The organism is Inquilinus sp. YAF38 (assembly GCF_052113205.1).
In the GTDB taxonomy this organism is placed as follows: Bacteria; Pseudomonadota; Alphaproteobacteria; order DSM-16000; family Inquilinaceae; genus Inquilinus.
Map to the genome: position 1 here is coordinate 1 of NZ_JBFRCU010000128.1, position 16,407 is coordinate 16,407.

Sequence of the window (16,407 nt, forward strand, 5' to 3'; positions counted from 1 at the left end):
GGCCCCGGCTCCGGCACCGAGCCCGGCCCCCGTTGCCGTGGCGGCCGTGCCGGCGCCGAAGCCGGCGCTGCGGGCCGAGCCGAAGAGCTTCGAGGAACTGGTCCAGATCGCCTTCGCCCGCGACGTCGTGTTGCACGGCCAGCTGATGAGCGCGGTGCATCTGGTGCATTTCGAGCCGGGGCGGCTGGAGTTCCGGCCGCATGACTCGGCGCCGCCGGACCTGGCCAATCGCCTGGGCACTGCGCTGCGCGACTGGACCGGCGAGCGCTGGGTGGTCAGCGTCTCCGGCGCCGAGGGCGCGCCGACGCTGAACCAGCAGGCGCGGACCGACCGCGAGAACGCACTGGCCCAGGCGGCGGAGCACCCGCTGGTCAAGGCGGTGATGAGCGCCTTCCCGGGTGCGGTGATCCGCGACCTGCGCAATCCATTGGAGCAGGATGGGCCATTGGAGCTGGGCGAGGCAGCCGAGCCCGGCGCCGAGCCCGTCCCCGACGCCATCGATGAAGAGGAGCCGCGAGAGGCATGAAGAATCTCGGACAGATGATGAAGCAGGCGCAGGAAATGCAGACCAAGATGGCCGAGATGCAGGAGCGCCTGGCCGATATCGAGGTGCCGGGCCAGGCCGGCGCCGGCATGATCGCGGTGGTGCTGAACGGCAAGGGTGAGCTGCGCTCGCTCAAGATCGACCCGAAGCTGGTCGACCCGACCGAGGTCGAGGTGCTGGAGGACCTGATCGTCGCCGCCTTCAACGACGCCAAGGGCAAGGTCGAGGCGGCGGTGCAGGCCGAGACCTCGAAGCTGATGGGCGGGCTGAAGCTGCCGCCGGGGATGAAGCTGCCGTTCTGAGCAGCGCATCGCCGCCATGCCCCTTCGCCTCGCCTATATGGGCACGCCGGATTTCGCGGTGCCCGCGCTGCTCGCGCTGATCGATGCCGGGCACGAGATCGCGGCCGTCTACACCCAGCCGCCGCGGCCCGCCGGGCGGGGCCACAAGCTGCAGCCTTCCGCCGTGCACCGGGCCGCGGCGACGGCGCAGCTGCCGGTCCGCCATCCGGCGACGCTGCGGACGCCGGAGGCGCAGGCGGAGTTCCGGGACCTCGGGCTCGATGCCGCGGTGGTCGCGGCCTATGGGCTGATCCTGCCGCGGCCGATCCTGGACGCGCCCCGGCTCGGCTGCTTCAACATCCACGCCTCGCTGCTGCCGCGCTGGCGCGGCGCCGCGCCGATCCACCGCGCCATCCTGGCGGGCGATGGCGAGACCGGCGTCACCATCATGCGGATGGAGGCGGGGCTCGACACCGGGCCGATGCTGCTGGCCGGGCGGGTGCCGATCGGGCCGCAGGCGACCACGCCGGAGCTACATGACGCCCTGGCGGCGCTCGGCGCCCGGCTGATCGTGCCGGCGATCGACGCCGTGGCCGAGGGCGATGCGGTGGAGACGCCGCAGCCGGAGGAGGGCGTCACCTACGCCGCCAAGATCGGGCCGGAGGATGAGCGCATCGACTGGGCCGACGCCGTCGCGCTCGACCGCCAGATTCGGGCGCTGACGCCGAAGCCCGGCGCCTGGTTCATGCATGACGGCGAACGCATCAAGGTGCTGGCCGCAACACTCGTCGCCGGCTCGGGCGAGCCCGGCACGGTGCTGGACGACGAGCTGACCGTGGCCTGCGGCCATGGCGCCATCCGCCTGACCCGGCTGCAGCGCCCGGGCAAGGCCCCGATGACGGCGCGCGACCTCTTGAACGGCTTCGCGATCCCGTCCGGCACCCGCCTGGGCTAGATGGCGCGGTACAAGCTCACCATCGAATACGACGGACGGCCCTTCGTCGGCTGGCAGCGGCAGGCCAATGGCCTGTCCGTCCAGCAGGCGGTCGAGGAGGCGATCCTCCGCTTCTGCGGCGAGGAGGTGCGGATCACCGCCGCCGGCCGCACCGATGCCGGGGTGCATGCCGTGGGGCAGGTGGCGCATGCCGACATCGCCCGGCCGACCGATCCCGGCACGGTGCGCGACGCGGTCAATTTCCACCTGAAGCCGCTGCCGGTGGCGATCCTGGCGGCGGAGGTGGTGGACGACCGCTTCGACGCCCGCACCTCCGCCATCCAGCGCGCCTACCGCTACCGCATCGTCAACCGCCGCGCGCCGCTGGCGCTGGAGGCCGGGCAGGCCTGGCAGGTGTCGCGGCCGCTGGACGCCGCGGCGATGCACGAGGCGGCGCAGCACCTGGTCGGACATCACGACTTCACCAGCTTCCGCGCCGCCGAATGCCAGGCCAAGTCGCCGATGCGGACGATGGACCGTCTGGACGTGGTGCGCCGCGGCGAGGCGGTCGAGATCGAGGCCGAGGCCCGGTCCTTCCTGCACCACCAGATCCGCAACATCGCCGGCACGCTGAAGCTGGTCGGCGAGGGCAAGCGCCCGCCCGGCTGGGTCGCCGAGGTGCTGGCGGCGCGCCGCCGCGCCGCCGCCGGCCCCACCGCGCCGCCGGACGGCTTGTGCTTCCTGTGGGTGCGCTACAGGGAGGACTGAACGACCGCGTCGATCCAGGCGATCATCAGCTCGGAGGAGAACGCGTCGAACACCACCAGGCCGGCCGCGATCGGCAACTCCACCGCCAGCGCGGTCTTCAGCACGAAGCCCTCATACACATAGCAGGCGACCATCAGGGCGATGAAGACGACGATGCTGAGGGGCCCGGGAAACAGTCCGAGCGCATCGAGCACGAAGCGTACGAATCCGGCGATCATGATCAGCAGCGCCGCCCAGTTATAGGCCACGATGCCCTCGGGCAGGCGCGCGCCCCGGTTCAGCCGGGGCAGGACCCAGGTCAGGGCGGCCGGCATCAGCAGCCACAGGGCGGTGAAGCCGATGATCTCGGCGGCCAGCGGAATCGGCTGCAGCAGCAGCTGCCAGCGCTCGCCCAGCAGGAAGGCCTGCGTCACCAGGAACAGCGGGAAGGCCAGCACCGCGGCGTAGAAGCTCTTCGCCGCCCCGTCCGGCGAGATGTCGAACATCTCCATGCCGCCGGTGTCGCGCCGGGCCAGGCGCCAGGCGCCCCAGACCCCGCGGATGATGTCGCCCGAAGACACCGTCATCTAGCCCTTCTCCGGGAAGCTGTCCTCGAGCACCGCCTGGTAGATCCGGGCCAGCGTCTCGATCTCCTCGACCGGGACGTTCTCATCGGTCTTATGGATGGTGGCGTTGACCAGGCCCAGCTCGACCACCGGTGCGTAATCCTTGACGAAGCGGGCGTCGGAGGTGCCGCCCGAGGTGCTGAAGGCCGGGCGGCGGCCGGTCACCCGCTCCACCGCCCCGGCGACGCGCCCGGTCAGTTCGCCCGGCGCGGTGAGGAAACTGTCGGCGCCGCTGTGGAGTTCCAAAGCGTAGTCGCCGTCGACGGCGTCGAAGCGCTCGCGGATCCAGGCGTCCAATTTGTCCGCTGTCCAGCTGTCATTGAACCGGATGTTGAAGGTGGCTCGGCCCTCGGCCGGGATCACATTGGCGGCCGGGTTGCCGACATCGATGGTGGTGATCGCGAGGGTGGAGGGATCGAAATGGGCGCTGCCTTCGTCGATCTCCGGCCCGGGTCCCAGAGCCGCCAGCATCCGCACCAGCCGGGGCAGGGGGTTGTCGGCCTTGTGCGGATAGGCGACATGGCCCTGCACGCCGCGCACGGTCAGCCGGCCGGTCAGGCTGCCGCGCCGGCCGATCTTGATAGTGTCGCCGACCGCCTCGCTGCTGCTCGGCTCGCCGACGATGCAGGTATCGATCGCCTCGCCGCGCGCCGCCAGCGCCCGCAGCATCTTCACCGTGCCGTTGACCGCTTCGGCCTCCTCGTCACCGGTGACCAGCAGGCTGATCGAGCCGCCGAACTCCGACCCGCGCGCGGCCAGGAAGCGCCCGGCCGCGGCGGCGAAGGCGGCGACCGCGCTCTTCATGTCGCAGGCGCCGCGGCCCCAGATCCGGCCCTCGGCGATCCGGCCCTCGAAGGGCGGGAAGCGCCAGCGCGCCTTGTCGCCCGGCGGCACCACGTCGGTGTGGCCGGCGAAGCAGAGATGCGCGCCGTCGTTGCCGATTCGGGCATAGAGGTTGTCGATCGGCGCCGTGCCCGGCGCCTCGAACCGCATCCGCTCGCAGCGGAAGCCGAGCGGTTCCAGCGCCGCCGCCAGCACCGCCAGCGCCCCGGCATCGGCCGGGGTGACGCTGGGGCAGCGGATCAGCGCCTGGGTCAGGGCGATCGGGTCGGGGGCGGTCATGGGTGTCTCAAGCTCGAGCTCCAGACGCTTCCCTCATTCTGTCATGCCCGGGCTTGACCCAGGCATCCAGGGCGGCAAGTGCTGCTCTCGAAGGCCCCTGGATTGCCGGGTCAAGCCCGGCAATGACAAATAAAGAAAAGGCGGATGAACGAAGCATCGGACGCTCAGTCGCGCAGCAGCTCGTTGATCGAGGTCTTGGCCCGAGTGCGCTCGTCGACCCGCTTGACGATCACGGCGCAGGCCAGGGACGGGCCGGGCGAGCCGTCGGCCAGCGGCTTGCCGGGCAGCGCGCCGGGCACCACCACCGAATAGGACGGCACCCTTCCGTAGCTGACCGTGCCGCTCTCGCGGTCGACGATCTTGGTGGTGGCGCTCAGGAACACGCCCATCGACAGCACCGCGCCGCGCTCGACGATCACGCCCTCGACCACCTCCGACCGGGCGCCGATGAAGCAGTTGTCCTCGATGATCACCGGGTTGGCCTGCAGCGGCTCCAGCACGCCGCCGATGCCGACGCCGCCCGACAGGTGGCAATTCTTGCCGATCTGGGCGCAGGACCCGACGGTGGCCCACGTGTCGACCATGGTGCCGCTGTCGACCCGGGCGCCGACATTGACGAAGCTCGGCATCAGCACGACGCCGGGCGCAATGTAGGCGGAGCGGCGGACGACCGCGCCCGGCACGCTGCGGAAGCCGGCCTCGCGGAAGCGGTTCTCGCCCCAGCCCAGGGTCTTGGGCGCCACCTTGTCGTACCAGACCGCGCCGTCCGGCCCGCCCGCGACGATCTGGCTGTCGGTGATGCGGAAGGACAGCAGCACCGCCATCTTCAGCCACTGATGCGCCTGCCACTCGCCATCGATCTTCTCGGCCACGCGCAGGCTGCCGGAATCGAGGCCCTCCAGCACCGCCTCGATGGCGTCGCGGGCGGCACCCTGGGTGGCCGGGGTCAGGCTGTTGCGGTCGGCCCAGGCCTGTTCGATGGCGGTCTTCAGCGCGGTGTCGGTCATGGCGGGAAATCCGCAGTCTCTGGTGTCGGGCCCGCACGATGGGGCGCCCCCGTCCGGCTTGTCAACGCCACCCTCGGACTAGGTCTCATGCCGATTGGTCGCCACCTCGGTCCAGCCGGCAGCCGTCGATTCGCCAGCTGCCGTCGGGCTGCCGCTCCATGAAGTATTCGGCGATCACCGGCACCCCGTCCGGGCCGACGAACAACACCTTCTGCACGATCCGGCCCTCGCTGGTGACCAGCTCGCGGAAATCGACCGAGCGTGGCCGGTAGACCGGCGGATAGCCCTGCCTGACCATGGCCAGGAAGTTGTCCGGCGTGCCGAACAGGTGCTGGATGTTCGCCGAGGCGTAGCCGAAGGCTTCTGCCGCCCGGTCGCCCTGGAAGGCATCGAGCTGCTTCTGGATCACGCCGACGATCGCCGGCTTGTCCATGTCGCCCGATTGCGCCTGGGCGAAGGCGGGCATCGCGATCAGCACGAAGAGAACGAGACCGCGCCCGACGACGTCGCACACCAGTCGCACGATCGCCTCCCATTTTTGCCGTCCCTGGAAGGGAGATGGCGCGGATAGGCGCGGCTGAAAAGCGGGCGCAGGGCAGGAGCCCCCGCGCATGCAGCCGCAGCATGCCTCGTTTCGTGTCGGATCGATGAAAATGGGGCTTGCAATCCGGGTCGGGCATCGACTAGGTTCCGCCCGCCTGACGACGGGGCGGCGACGACGCCCCGCAGAACGCGCCCGTAGCTCAATTGGATAGAGCATCTGACTACGGATCAGAAGGTTAGGAGTTCGAATCTTCTCGGGCGCGCCACTATCTCACTGAGATAGACGTTCAGTCAGCTTCCCGGATCTAATGCCGACGGTCGCGCAGGCCCAGGCGCGCGTGCCTTGCGACCAGACGACGGCGCCGCTTGGATGGCTAAGCCCCTACGGGATTCGCCATGACCATGGGGATCTTCGGCTCGCCGGCAGAGGCCTCTACGATACTGCCGTCGTGAAAAATGCGGCGCGGGCTGACTCCTTTTCCGGGCTTCGATCGTCCTGGCTATGTCGAGACACTCAGCCGTGGAGCGGAAGCGATGAGCCTCAAGGACAAGAATATCGTCGTCACCGGCGGAAGCCGCGGCCTTGGCCTGGGGTTGGTCGAGGCCCTGGTCGCTCGCAGCGCCGGGGTGACGGTCGTTGCCCGCGGCGCCGACGCGCTCGAAGCCGTGCGCGCCCGGCTGGGCGTCGCCACGATCTCTGCCGATGTGACGGACGAGACGGCCGCCCGGCACATCGTCGCCGAGATCCGGCCGGACATCCTGGTGCTGAATGCCGGCGCGAAGCCGCGGATGGGTCGGCTGGATCAACTGAGCTGGGCGGATTTCAGCATATCCTGGGAGCACGACGTCAAGGCCGGGCTGCATTGGCTGCAGGCGGCGCTCAACACCCCGCTGATGCCCGGAAGCCGGGTCATGGTGGTGTCGAGCGGCGCGGCCGTGGGCGGGTCGCCGATGTCCGGCGGCTATGGTGGCGCCAAGCGCATGCTCTGGTTCATGGCGCAGTATGCCAACAAGGTCTCGGAGCAAAAGGATCTCGGGATTCGGTTCCAGGTGATCGTGCCACGGCAGATGGTCGCCGGCACCGGGGTCGGCGACGAGGCCGCCGGCGCCTATGCGCGCGCTCTGAAGCTGGAGCTCGAAGAGTACCTGGCCCGCTTCGGCGCGCCGATGCCGCCCCGCGACTTCGGCGAAAAATTCGTCTCCGTGCTGGACGATCCGAGATATGCCGAGGGCTTCGCATTCGGGCTGAAGGGCGACACGGGCGTCACCATCCTCGAGGAAGCGGCGGCTTGACCGCAACGCCACCCGCCCCGAACGGCGGTCGCCGGCTGCAGCTGGTCGCCCTGGCGAACGAGCTGCGGCCCGAGCTGCACCGCTATTGCGCGCGCCTGACAGGATCGGTCATCGACGGCGAGGACGTCGTGCAGGACACGTTCGTCCGTGCCCTCGCGGCCCTGCCGACGCTGGAGGAGGCGCCGCCGCTTCGGCCCTGGCTGTTCCGGATTGCCCACAACCGAGCGCTCGACCTGCTGCGCAGCCGGGCGGTGCGCGTGGCCGAACCGATCGAAGCCGCCTCGGACGTCGCCGACCCGGCCAGCCCCGATCCTGTGGAGGTGCTGATGCGCCGGGACGCGGTCAGGACCGCGGTGTCGCGCTTCGTGGAGCTCCCCATCCCCCAGCGCAGCGTCGTGATCCTGAAGGACGTGCTCGACGAATCGCTGCTGGAGATCGCCGGCCTCCTCGATCTCACAGTTGACGCCGTGAAGGCTCATCTGGCCCGGGGGCGCGCGCATCTTCGCAGGATCAACACCCGAGCCGATCCTCCGGAGGCGCGGCCGGCCTCCGCCGCGGTGGCGCGATATGCCGCGCTGTTCAACCAGCGGGATTGGGATGGCCTGCGGGCGCTCCTGGCCGACGATGTGAAGCTCCAGCAGTCCGCGCATCCGCTCCGCGCCGGCGCCGCGGATGTCGGCCTGTTCTTCACTCTCTATGCCAAGATCGACGGCCTGCGGTTCGCCCCGGCCTGGCTCGAGGGCAGGGAGGTGGTCGCGGTGTTCGAAGACCGCGCCGATCCGAAGCCGGGCTATGTGATGTGGCTGGAGTGGCGCGACGGCCGGATCAGCTTCATCCGCGACTACCGCTACGTCCGCTATGTTGCCGCCGAGGCGGATCTGGCGCTGGCGTCGGATGCAAAGGCCGACGGCAGCGGCGGGATTCCTCCGGGGTGATTTCCGCTGATGCGGAGCTTCGACAGTCTCGGCGTCGGCCCCCGCGTAGTGATCCGGACGTTGGCCGGATGTGCCGCGGCGGGAGTGGTCCTCGTCTGGATATGAGATGGCGACAAGATAGTCGGGTTCAAGAATTGGCTTCTGCATTTCTATCCGTAAATTCCGGGACCCTATCGCCTGTCCTTCCTGGGCGAACAGCATAGGGGTGCGAGCCAGATGACGGACCATGCAGTGATCATCGCCGGCGGTGGCCCGACCGGGCTGATGCTGGCGGGCGAGCTGGCATTGGCGCGCGTCGACGTTGCCATTGTCGAGCGGCGCGCCAGCCAGGACCTCGCCGGCTCACGCGCCGGGGGGCTCCACTCGCGCACCATCGAGGTGTTCGATCAGCGCGGCATCGCCGACCGATTCCTCGCCGAGGGGCAGAAGGCGCAGGTCAACGGGTTTGCCGGAGTCCAGTTCGACATCAGCGGCTTTCCCACCCGCCATCCCTACAGTCTCGGGCTGCGGCAGAAGCACATCGAGCGGATCCTCGCCGGCTGGGTCGACGAGCTCAAGGTGCCGATCTATCGCGGCATCGAGATGGTGGGTTTCGCCCAGGACGCCGCCGGCGTCGAGGTCGATCTCGGCGATAGCCGATCGCTGCGGGCGCAGTATCTCGTCGGCTGCGACGGCGGGCGCAGCCTGGTCCGCAAGGCCGCCGGCATCGCGTTCCCGGGATCCGATCCCACCACCAGCAACCTGATCGCCGAGGCCGAGCTGGCCGAAACGCCGCCGGAATGGGGCATCCGCCGCGACACCCTCGGCATCCATGCCCTCGGCCGGGTGGAGTACGAGATCCGCGACGGCGAAATCGTCTATGCGGATCACGGACCGGTCGGCATCCTCGTGACCGAACAGCATGTCGGACAGACCGCCGAACCCACCCTCGGCGATCTCAGCGCGGCGCTCATCACCGTCTACGGGACCGATTGCGGGGTCCACTCTCCCACCTTTATTTCCCGGTTCACCGATGCTGCGCGGCAGGCGGCCTCCTATCGCAAGGGGCGCGTGCTGATCGCGGGCGACGCCGCGCATATTCATCCCCCGGACGGCGGCCAGGGGCTTCAGACCGGGGTGCAGGATGCAATGAACCTGGGATGGAAGCTGGCCCAGGTGGTCAAGGGGATTTCGCCGGACAGCCTCCTTGACACCTACCATTCCGAGCGCCACCCGGTCGGCGCCCGCGTCTTGCGCAACACCATGGCCGCGGTCGCGCTTCGCCGCGAGGACGACCGCACCAAGGCATTGCGCGACACCATGGCCGAGCTTCTCGGCATGGCGGAGCCGCGCATGAAATTCGCCGCGATGCTGGCGGGGCTCGACATTCGCTACGATCTCGGCGCGGGACACTCGTTGCTCGGACGCCGTATGCCCGATCTCGACCTGAGCACCGCAAGCGGTCCGCGGCGGGTCTACAGCCTGCTGCACGCCGCCCGGCCGGTGCTTCTCAACCTCAGTGAGACCGACGGCCTCGACATCACGCCATGGGCGGATCGGGTTCAGGTCGTCGATGCCGGATACGCTGGTCCGTGGGAGCTTCCGGCGCTCGGGGCGGTCACTGCTCCCACAGCCGTCTTGATTCGGCCCGACGGATATGTGGCCTGGGTGGGGGACCGAACCCGGCATGGGCTCGCCGACGCGCTGACCACCTGGTTCGGAGCGCCTGCTGCGGCATGACGCCCCGCAACGCGTGCGGGGCGATCAGGTCAGAGGCAGCTGTGAGCCCAGGCCGAGGAAAAATGCGGCCCGGCGCAGGCGAGGCTTCACCTCGTCGGGCCGGGCCGTCAGCGCCACCGGATAGGGCAGCGCATCGAGTTATGTGGCCGCCTCGGGGGTGAGGCTCAGGCCACTTGCCGAGTAGCGGGGAGGAAACGCGGCGACAGAATCAATAAACGGTGCCGCGTTGCCATAAAATTATACGATGGTATCGGCCGTTACGGCTGTTCGAATAGCTGAACCGGACGCAGCGATTGGGAGTCTTCAATTCGCCACCTGGTTGTCGCGATTGAACGCCGGACGGTCTGTCTCCAATACCGCGGAGCAAACGTTATAGCCGACCGCCACGCTGCGCGCAGTCCGGCGGTGGCTAGCCCGACACCGGCCCCGGCTGCCCCGGGCTGGAGGGCAGTGCCGGGTCGACATGGCCCCAGCTCGGGGCCGAGGCGGTCCAGATCACGCTTGCCGGGCGGGCGATCTCCGGGTCGTCCAGGGCACCGGCCCGGACCACCATGTAGTCCGGCTCCTCCAACGCCTCGCTGAACAGGGGCGTGCCGCAGGTCGGGCAGAAGCGGCGGCGCATCATCGCGCCGCTGTCCGCCCGGCTGAGATACTCGCTGGTCTCGCCGGTCACGTTGAAACCCGCGGTCCGGAAGATCACGCCGATCGAGGCGTTGCCGGAGGACAGGTACTGGCAGTCCCGGCACCAGCAGGCGCGCGCGACGACCGGCGGCTGGTCGAAGCGGAAGCGGACGGCGCCGCAGAAGCATCGGCCGGTGATGGGCATGGCGCGGTCCTCCCTTGGTAGCAGCGGCAGTGAAGGCCAGGCCGGGCGGGATGGCAACCCGGAGCCTTGTGTCTTTACAGCGGCTCGCGCTCCGGCCGATCCTGCTGCCCATGATCCTGATCGGCCAATTCGATTCGCCCTTCGTCCGTCGCGTCGGCATCGCCCTGACGCTGTACGGCCTGCCCTTCGAGCACCGGCCATGGTCGGTGTTCGGCGACCCGGAGAAGATCAGGCCCTACAACCCGCTGACCCGCGTGCCGACGCTGGTGCTGGACGACGGCGAATCGCTGATCGAGAGCCATTGCATCCTCGACCATCTCGACAGCCTGGTGCCGGCCGAGCGCGCGCTGTACCCGCGCATCGAGCCGGACCGGCGCCGGGCGATGAAGGTCGCGGCGCTGGCGATGGGGACTGCCGAGAAGGCGGTCAGCCTGTTCTACGAGCAACGGCTGCACCAGGAGGTCTCCGACGTCTGGGTGATGCGCTGCCGGGCCCAGATCCGCGATGCTCTCGCCATGCTCGAGGCCAAGCGCGCCGGCCGGGCCGGCGAGCATTGGTTCAGCGGCCGCCTCGGCCATGCCGACATCGCCGTCGCCGTGGTGCTGCGGTTCCTGGGCGACGCCCATCCCGGCCTGGTCCCGCCGGCTGAGATCCCCACGCTGGCCGCCGACGCGGCCCGGCTGGAGCAGCTGCCGGCGTTCCGGACGATCTCGCAGCCCTTCATCGCGCCGGCCTGAAGATGCTTTAAGCCTAAAGCAATTTGCCGTACTCTCATCGGACAGGGCCAGGGATCGCGCCTCCGGCCCGGGACGGGAGAGACGGGATGCGGATCACGGTCATCGGCGGCGGTCCGGGCGGCCTGTACTTCGCGCTTCTGACCAAGAAGGCGCGGCCGGACTGGCAGGTCGCGGTGCATGAGCAGAACCGCGCCGACGACACCTTCGGCTTCGGCGTCGTGTTCTCCGACGACACGCTGGACGAGTTCCTGTCGCGCGACCCCGAATCCTACGAATGGATCCGCGACCGCTTCGCGTATTGGGACGACGTCGCGATCCATTACAAGGGCGAGGAAATCCGCTGCGCCGGCAACGGCTTCTGCGGTATGTCGCGGGTGACCCTGCTGCAGATCCTGCAGGAGCGCTGCCGCGAGGTCGGGGTCGAGCTCTCCTTCTCCGACCGGATCGACCCGGCGGCGCTTGAGCAGCGCTTCGCGGATTCCGACATCATCGTCGCCGCTGACGGCATCAACTCGCCGATCCGCGAGCATCTCCGCGACGCCTTCCGGCCCGAAGTCTCGATCAAGGCCAACCGCTTCTGCTGGATGGGCTCGACCCGGCCGATGGGAGAGTTCAACTACTTCTTCCGCCAGACCAAGCACGGCGTGATCTGCGCCCACACCTATCAGTACGGGACGGATCAGGACGGCGGCGGCCGCTCGACCTGGGTGTTCGAGATGGACGAGGCCTGCTGGCAGGGCCACGGCTTCACCGAGGCGGATGAGGAGGGCTCGCGGGAGACGCTGGCGGCGATCTTCGCCGAGGAGCTGGAAGGCCATCCGCTGCTGCTGAACCGGTCGATGTGGCGGCGCTTCCCGCGGATCTTCTGCGAGCGCTGGTGGCACAAGAACATCGTGCTGCTGGGCGACGCCAAGGCCTCGGCGCATTTCTCGATCGGGTCCGGCACCAAGCTGGCGATGGAATGCGCCATCGCCCTGTCGGATGCGGTGGTGGCCAAGGCCGAGACCAGCGTCGAGGCGGCCTTCGCCGCCTATGACAAGGCCCGCCGCACGCCGTGCCAGGTCACCCAGCACAATGCCGACGTGTCGCTGGCCTGGTTCGAGCACATGAACCGGTCCACCGACATGGATCCGATGCAATTCGCCATGGTGGTGATGTGCCGGGCCAAGTCGATCACCTATGATAACCTGCGGATCCGCGACCCGGACTTCGTGCGCCGGGCCGACGACGCCTATTACGACCGGCTGTGGCGCGAGACCGGCGACGACTATCGCACCACCCGGCCGACGCCGATGTTCACCCGCTTCCGGCTGCGCGGGATGGAGTTGGCGAACCGGGTGGTGATGGCGCCGATGGCGCAGTACTCGGCCGACCGCGGCGGCAACCTGACCGACTGGCACTTCGTGCACTACGCCTCGCACGCCCTCGGCGGCATGGGGCTGATGTTCGTCGAGATGACCTGCCCGTCGCCGGATGCCCGCATCAGCCTGGGCTGCCCCGGCCTGTGGACCGACGCGCATGAGGCGCAATGGACCCGGCTGGTCGGGTTCGTGCACGGCCATGGCGATACGAAGATCGCGATGCAGCTCGGCCATTCCGGGCGCAAGGGGTCGACCCAGCTGGGCTGGCAGAAGGCCGACCACCCGATCGCTGCGCCTGAGGATAATTGGCCGGTGATCTCGGCCTCGGCCCTGCCCTGGATCGAGGGCGTCAGCCCGGTGCCGGCGGAGATCGACCGGGCGGAGATGGACCGGATCAAGGCCGATTTCGTGCAGGCGACGCAGCGCGCGGTGCGGGCGGGCTTCGACCATCTCGAGCTGCACTGCGCCCATGGCTATCTGCTGGCGTCGTTCCTGTCGCCGCTGACCAACCGGCGGACGGACGACTATGGCGGGCCGGTCGAGAACCGGCTGCGCTACCCGCTGGAGGTGTTCCGGGCGATGCGCGCGGCGTGGCCCGAGGACCGGCCGATGTCGGTGCGCATCTCCGCCACCGACTGGGCGGAGGGCGGCATCGGCGAGGACGACGTCTTCGCCATCGCCGAAGCGTTCCGCGATGCCGGCTGCGACCTGATCGACGTCTCGGCCGGCCAGACTGTGCCGGACCAGAAGCCGGTCTATGGCCGCATGTTCCAGGTCCAGTTCGCCGAGGCGATCCGCAACGTGCCGAAGCTGGCGACCATGGCGGTCGGCGCCATCACCGAGCCGGGGCAGATCAACACCATCCTGCACACCCGCCGCGCCGACCTGGTGGCGCTCGGCCGGCCGCATCTGTGGAACCCGACCTTCGTCCGTCAGGCCGAGGCCTGGTACGGCGTGAAGTCCCAATCCTGGCCGCAGCAATACTGGCCGGGCCGAGACCAAGCGTTTCGCGAGATCGCCCGGTCGGCCGACAAGCAGGCCGAGCTGCAGGTCAAAGCCCGGCCGCGCAGCCACGGGCGGTGAGGGCTTCAGCCGTTCGAGAGCGCGCGCTTCACCGCCTCGGGCTCTCGCTCGATCACGCGGATCAGGGTACGGGCTGCGCCGTTGGGCTGGCGGACGCCCTGTTCCCACTTCCGCAGGCCGGAGGGGCTGACGCCCAGGACCGGGGCGAATTCCTCCTGCGTCATGCCCAACACCCTGCGCGCCGCGCGCACGTCAACCTCCGGCGAGACGAAGCGGTGGACGCGGTAGGTTTTCGGATCGGACTCACCTTTGGCGATGGCGACGGCCTCGGTCATGGCCTGGATCAGATCCTGGCCCAGCTTGCTCATGCGGTGTGCTCCCTCTTCAGTGCCGCGGCGAGGACGGTCAGGGCCTTCTTTTCCGCCGCGGTCAAATCGGCCTTCTCGTTCTTGGCGTAGACGGCCAGGGCATAGATCGGCGCGTCGTCGTCGAACACGTAGTAGATTACCCAGGCGCCGCCCCGCTTGCCCCGGCCGCTGGCCGCGATGCGCAGCTTCCGCAGACCGCCGGTGCCGGGGATGACATCACCTTCCCAGGCGTGCGCCGAGAGATAGGCCAACACCTCGACATGGTCGTCGGCCGACAGCAGGGCTCCGGCACGACGCTGGAAGGTGGCGGTTTCGATCACGGTCCGCACGAGAATATCTGTAACCCGATGGGGTAGTTCGCACAAGCAAAACTACCCCATCGGGTTAATTTCTCGTGCCGCCGTGTGACGCTACCGACGGGCTGCGGCGGCCACGGCGTCGGCCAGCCGGTCCAGCTCCGCCTCGGTGTGCAGGGTGGAGACGGCGGCGCGGCAGATATCGCCCAGGCCGCGCGCGGTCATGTCGAGCGGCGTGTAGGCCACGCCGTTGACGGCGATGGTGATCCCCTCGGCGGCCAGGCGCAGGCGCAGCGCCGCAGGCTCCACGCCCGCGACCGCGAAGGACACCAGGGCGGAGCGCTCGACCCCGAGGTCGTGCACGGTGACGCCGGGGATCGCCGCCAGCCGGCCGCGCAGCCCTTGCGCCAGCATGTCGAGGCGGGTCCGGATGGCGTCGATGCCGATGCCGCGGGCATAGCGGATCGCAGCGCCGAGGCCGAGCCGCAGCGCCATCGGGAAATCACCGGCCTCGAAGCGCAGGGCGCCGTCCTGCAGCCGTGGGCCGTCCGGTGTCCAGGCGGCGGTGCGGGCGTCGTGATAGGGCGGGTCGAGCCGGTCGAGGAAGGCCTGCCGGACATACAGCAGCCCGGTGCCGCGGGGCCCGCGCAGATGCTTGCGACCGGGCGCGACCAGCATGTCGCAGCCCAGTGCCGTGACATCGACCGGGATCTGGCCGATCGCCTGCGAGGCGTCGACGAAGAACGGCACGTCGGTGGCGCGGGCGACGCGGCCGATCTCCGCCGCCGGGTTGATCAGCCCGCCATTGGCGCCGATCCAGGTCAGCGACACCAGCTTGACCCGGTCGTCGATCATTCCCGCCAGCGCCTCGGGCGAGGCCCGGCCGGTGTCGTCGCAGGGGATCACCTCGATCACCGCGCCGGTGCGGGACGTGGCGCGCTGCATGGTGGTCAGGTTGCCGCCCCATTCCTGCCGGCCGACCAGGATGCGGTCGCCGGCGGCCAGGGGGAGGCCGGCGAAGGCCAGTCCCCAGCCCTGGGTGGCGCTGCCGGTGAAGGCGATCTCGGCCGGCGTCGCGCCGATCAGGGTGGCGGCCTCGGCCCGAGCCTCCTCCAGCGCCGGCGTCGCGACGATGCCGGCCTCGATCGGGCCGGACACTGCTTCGCACTGCAGATGGGCCAGCACCGCGTCCAGCACCGGCTGCGGCGGCAGCGAGCCGCCGGCATGGTTGAAGTGCAGCACCCGGTCGATGCCGGGCGTCTCGGCCCGCAGCCGTGCCAGATCCATGGTCAGCCCTCGAGCTCGATGATGGCCTCGACCTCGACCGAGACGCCGCGCGGCAGGGCCGCCACGCCGACCGCGGCGCGGGCATGCTTGCCCTTGTCGCCGAACACCGCGGCGATCAGGTCCGAGGCGCCGTTGCCGACCTGCGGCTGCTGAGTGAAGCCGGGGGCCGAGGCGACGAAGACGCCGAGCTTGGCCACGCGGCGGATGCGCGCGAGGTCGCCGCCGGTCGCGGCTGCGACCTGGGCCAGGATGGCCAGCGCGCAGGCCTGGGCGGCCTTCTGCCCGTCCTCCAGCGAGACGGTGTCGCCGAGATGGCCGAGCCAGGCCGGGCCGTTGCGGTCCTGCGAGATCTGGCCGGAGACGTAGAGCAGATTGCCGGCCTGGACATAGGGCACGTAGTTGGCGGCCGGGGCAGGGGCCGCGGGCAGTTCATGGCCCAGGGCGGCGACGGCTTCGGCGATGGTTTTCGGCATGGTCGGGGTCCTTGGCATCGGAAGCCCGGATGCTAGCCGCCCGCGGCCCCGCCGACGAACGCCAAGTTTTTGTCCTATGGGTGACTCGGATTCACCTGAAGGCGAAGCAATAGCCGGCCGGCGTCGTTGACCGTGACGGTCAGATCCTCGTAGTCGGCGATCACCGGGTGGCGCGTCGCCATCGGGCGGTGATGGGTGGCGCCCACCACCATGACGGTCGCGCCCGACGCCTCGGCCGCGGCGATGCCGGCCGGTGCATCCTCCCAGACCAGGCAGTCCTCGGGG

Annotated in this window: 18 protein-coding genes, 1 tRNA gene and 1 pseudogene; 10 read left to right on the forward strand and 10 right to left on the reverse strand. The window is 69.7% G+C overall.

The annotated features are described in order from the left end of the window. The 4 genes and pseudogenes from AB4Z01_RS33530 to truA form a co-directional block, all read left to right on the forward strand. Positions 1-526: pseudogene (locus AB4Z01_RS33530) on the forward strand (DNA polymerase III subunit gamma/tau); the annotation flags it as partial. Continuing rightward, complete coding sequence (locus tag AB4Z01_RS33535; protein WP_441700812.1) at positions 523-846, forward strand: YbaB/EbfC family nucleoid-associated protein; 324 nt, start codon at positions 523-525, stop codon at positions 844-846. The pseudogene AB4Z01_RS33530 and the gene AB4Z01_RS33535, both read left to right, overlap by 4 nt. A 16-nt stretch (positions 847-862) precedes the next feature. Then, the gene (fmt, locus tag AB4Z01_RS33540) at positions 863-1,780 is read left to right on the forward strand and encodes a methionyl-tRNA formyltransferase (protein ID WP_441700814.1); all 918 of its coding nucleotides are present in this window, start codon (positions 863-865) and stop codon (positions 1,778-1,780) included. After that, positions 1,781-2,527: a tRNA pseudouridine(38-40) synthase TruA gene (truA, locus tag AB4Z01_RS33545; RefSeq protein ID WP_441700816.1), complete on the forward strand. Its 747-nt coding sequence runs from the start codon at positions 1,781-1,783 to the stop codon at positions 2,525-2,527. On the opposite strand, the gene AB4Z01_RS33550 is transcribed toward truA, so the two are convergent. The 4 genes from AB4Z01_RS33550 to AB4Z01_RS33565 all read right to left on the reverse strand — a co-directional run bounded on the left by AB4Z01_RS33550 (position 2,512) and on the right by AB4Z01_RS33565 (position 5,784). Continuing rightward, complete coding sequence (locus tag AB4Z01_RS33550; RefSeq protein WP_441700818.1) at positions 2,512-3,093, reverse strand: hypothetical protein; 582 nt, start codon at positions 3,091-3,093, stop codon at positions 2,512-2,514. The genes truA and AB4Z01_RS33550 overlap by 16 nt on opposite strands. Beyond that, complete coding sequence (gene dapE / locus AB4Z01_RS33555) at positions 3,094-4,254, reverse strand: succinyl-diaminopimelate desuccinylase (protein WP_441700820.1); 1,161 nt, start codon at positions 4,252-4,254, stop codon at positions 3,094-3,096. A gap of 164 nt (positions 4,255-4,418) precedes the next feature. After that, on the reverse strand, positions 4,419-5,261 hold the full coding sequence (gene dapD, locus AB4Z01_RS33560) for a 2,3,4,5-tetrahydropyridine-2,6-dicarboxylate N-succinyltransferase (RefSeq protein ID WP_441700822.1): 843 nt from the start codon (positions 5,259-5,261) through the stop codon (positions 4,419-4,421). A gap of 85 nt (positions 5,262-5,346) precedes the next feature. Next, positions 5,347-5,784, reverse strand: a complete 438-nt coding sequence (locus tag AB4Z01_RS33565) for a DUF4864 domain-containing protein (RefSeq protein WP_441700823.1) — start codon at positions 5,782-5,784, stop codon at positions 5,347-5,349. Between the two features lie 209 nt (positions 5,785-5,993). Here AB4Z01_RS33565 and AB4Z01_RS33570 point away from each other — a divergent pair. The 4 genes from AB4Z01_RS33570 (at position 5,994) to AB4Z01_RS33585 (ending at position 9,751) form a co-directional block, all read left to right on the forward strand. After that, positions 5,994-6,070 (forward strand) — tRNA-Arg (locus AB4Z01_RS33570). Positions 6,071-6,338: 268 nt separating this feature from the next. After that, entirely contained in the window at positions 6,339-7,097 is a 759-nt protein-coding gene (locus AB4Z01_RS33575) for an SDR family oxidoreductase (RefSeq protein WP_441700825.1), read from the forward strand. Next, complete coding sequence (locus AB4Z01_RS33580) at positions 7,094-8,032, forward strand: sigma-70 family RNA polymerase sigma factor (RefSeq protein WP_441700826.1); 939 nt, start codon at positions 7,094-7,096, stop codon at positions 8,030-8,032. The genes AB4Z01_RS33575 and AB4Z01_RS33580 overlap by 4 nt, the downstream gene beginning before the upstream one ends. Before the next feature lie 216 nt (positions 8,033-8,248). After that, positions 8,249-9,751: an FAD-dependent monooxygenase gene (locus AB4Z01_RS33585; protein WP_441700828.1), complete on the forward strand. Its 1,503-nt coding sequence runs from the start codon at positions 8,249-8,251 to the stop codon at positions 9,749-9,751. A gap of 409 nt (positions 9,752-10,160) precedes the next feature. Here the strand turns inward: AB4Z01_RS33585 and AB4Z01_RS33590 are convergent, their stop codons facing one another. Next, on the reverse strand, positions 10,161-10,577 hold the full coding sequence (locus AB4Z01_RS33590) for a GFA family protein (protein ID WP_441700829.1): 417 nt from the start codon (positions 10,575-10,577) through the stop codon (positions 10,161-10,163). 110 nt (positions 10,578-10,687) lie between these two features. Between AB4Z01_RS33590 and AB4Z01_RS33595 the strand changes: the two genes are divergently transcribed. Together AB4Z01_RS33595 and AB4Z01_RS33600 are read left to right on the forward strand one after the other, a co-directional pair. Then, positions 10,688-11,314: a glutathione S-transferase family protein gene (locus tag AB4Z01_RS33595; RefSeq protein WP_441700830.1), complete on the forward strand. Its 627-nt coding sequence runs from the start codon at positions 10,688-10,690 to the stop codon at positions 11,312-11,314. 86 nt (positions 11,315-11,400) lie between these two features. Then, positions 11,401-13,758, forward strand: coding sequence for an oxidoreductase (locus AB4Z01_RS33600; protein WP_441700832.1), 2,358 nt, complete (start codon positions 11,401-11,403; stop codon positions 13,756-13,758). A 5-nt stretch (positions 13,759-13,763) separates the two neighbouring features. On the opposite strand, the gene AB4Z01_RS33605 is transcribed toward AB4Z01_RS33600, so the two are convergent. From AB4Z01_RS33605 to AB4Z01_RS33625, 5 genes are all read right to left on the reverse strand, one after another. Continuing rightward, positions 13,764-14,066 carry a helix-turn-helix domain-containing protein gene (locus tag AB4Z01_RS33605; protein WP_441700834.1) on the reverse strand — a complete coding sequence of 101 codons (303 nt, stop codon included), beginning with the start codon at positions 14,064-14,066 and terminating at the stop codon, positions 13,764-13,766. Then, a complete protein-coding gene (locus tag AB4Z01_RS33610; protein ID WP_441700836.1) occupies positions 14,063-14,395 on the reverse strand; it encodes a type II toxin-antitoxin system RelE/ParE family toxin in 333 nt (110 codons plus the stop codon). The genes AB4Z01_RS33605 and AB4Z01_RS33610 overlap by 4 nt, the downstream gene beginning before the upstream one ends. Positions 14,396-14,476: 81 nt before the next feature. Further along, entirely contained in the window at positions 14,477-15,649 is a 1,173-nt protein-coding gene (locus tag AB4Z01_RS33615; RefSeq protein WP_441700837.1) for an aminotransferase class V-fold PLP-dependent enzyme, read from the reverse strand. Positions 15,650-15,651: 2 nt separating this feature from the next. Next, the gene (locus AB4Z01_RS33620; protein WP_441700839.1) at positions 15,652-16,122 is read right to left on the reverse strand and encodes a RidA family protein; all 471 of its coding nucleotides are present in this window, start codon (positions 16,120-16,122) and stop codon (positions 15,652-15,654) included. Between the two features lie 74 nt (positions 16,123-16,196). Continuing rightward, on the reverse strand, positions 16,197-16,407 hold a 211-nt coding region (locus AB4Z01_RS33625), incomplete at its 5' end, for a hypothetical protein (RefSeq protein WP_441700841.1).

Excerpts from the sequence above, each read along its gene's own strand:
- AB4Z01_RS33575 (WP_441700825.1), top strand. The coding sequence starts at position 6,339 with ATGAGCCTCAAGGACAAGAATATCGTCGTCACCGGCGGAAGCCGCGGC.
- AB4Z01_RS33535 (WP_441700812.1), top strand. The coding sequence starts at position 523 with ATGAAGAATCTCGGACAGATGATGAAGCAGGCGCAGGAAATGCAGACC.
- AB4Z01_RS33620 (WP_441700839.1), bottom strand. The coding sequence starts at position 16,122 with ATGCCGAAAACCATCGCCGAAGCCGTCGCCGCCCTGGGCCATGAACTG.
- AB4Z01_RS33615 (WP_441700837.1), bottom strand. The coding sequence starts at position 15,649 with ATGGATCTGGCACGGCTGCGGGCCGAGACGCCCGGCATCGACCGGGTG.
- fmt (WP_441700814.1), top strand. The coding sequence starts at position 863 with ATGCCCCTTCGCCTCGCCTATATGGGCACGCCGGATTTCGCGGTGCCC.
- AB4Z01_RS33590 (WP_441700829.1), bottom strand. The coding sequence starts at position 10,577 with ATGCCCATCACCGGCCGATGCTTCTGCGGCGCCGTCCGCTTCCGCTTC.
- AB4Z01_RS33585 (WP_441700828.1), top strand. The coding sequence starts at position 8,249 with ATGACGGACCATGCAGTGATCATCGCCGGCGGTGGCCCGACCGGGCTG.
- dapE (WP_441700820.1), bottom strand. The coding sequence starts at position 4,254 with ATGACCGCCCCCGACCCGATCGCCCTGACCCAGGCGCTGATCCGCTGC.
- AB4Z01_RS33600 (WP_441700832.1), top strand. The coding sequence starts at position 11,401 with ATGCGGATCACGGTCATCGGCGGCGGTCCGGGCGGCCTGTACTTCGCG.
- AB4Z01_RS33605 (WP_441700834.1), bottom strand. The coding sequence starts at position 14,066 with ATGAGCAAGCTGGGCCAGGATCTGATCCAGGCCATGACCGAGGCCGTC.
- truA (WP_441700816.1), top strand. The coding sequence starts at position 1,781 with ATGGCGCGGTACAAGCTCACCATCGAATACGACGGACGGCCCTTCGTC.
- dapD (WP_441700822.1), bottom strand. The coding sequence starts at position 5,261 with ATGACCGACACCGCGCTGAAGACCGCCATCGAACAGGCCTGGGCCGAC.
- AB4Z01_RS33550 (WP_441700818.1), bottom strand. The coding sequence starts at position 3,093 with ATGACGGTGTCTTCGGGCGACATCATCCGCGGGGTCTGGGGCGCCTGG.
- AB4Z01_RS33595 (WP_441700830.1), top strand. The coding sequence starts at position 10,688 with ATGATCCTGATCGGCCAATTCGATTCGCCCTTCGTCCGTCGCGTCGGC.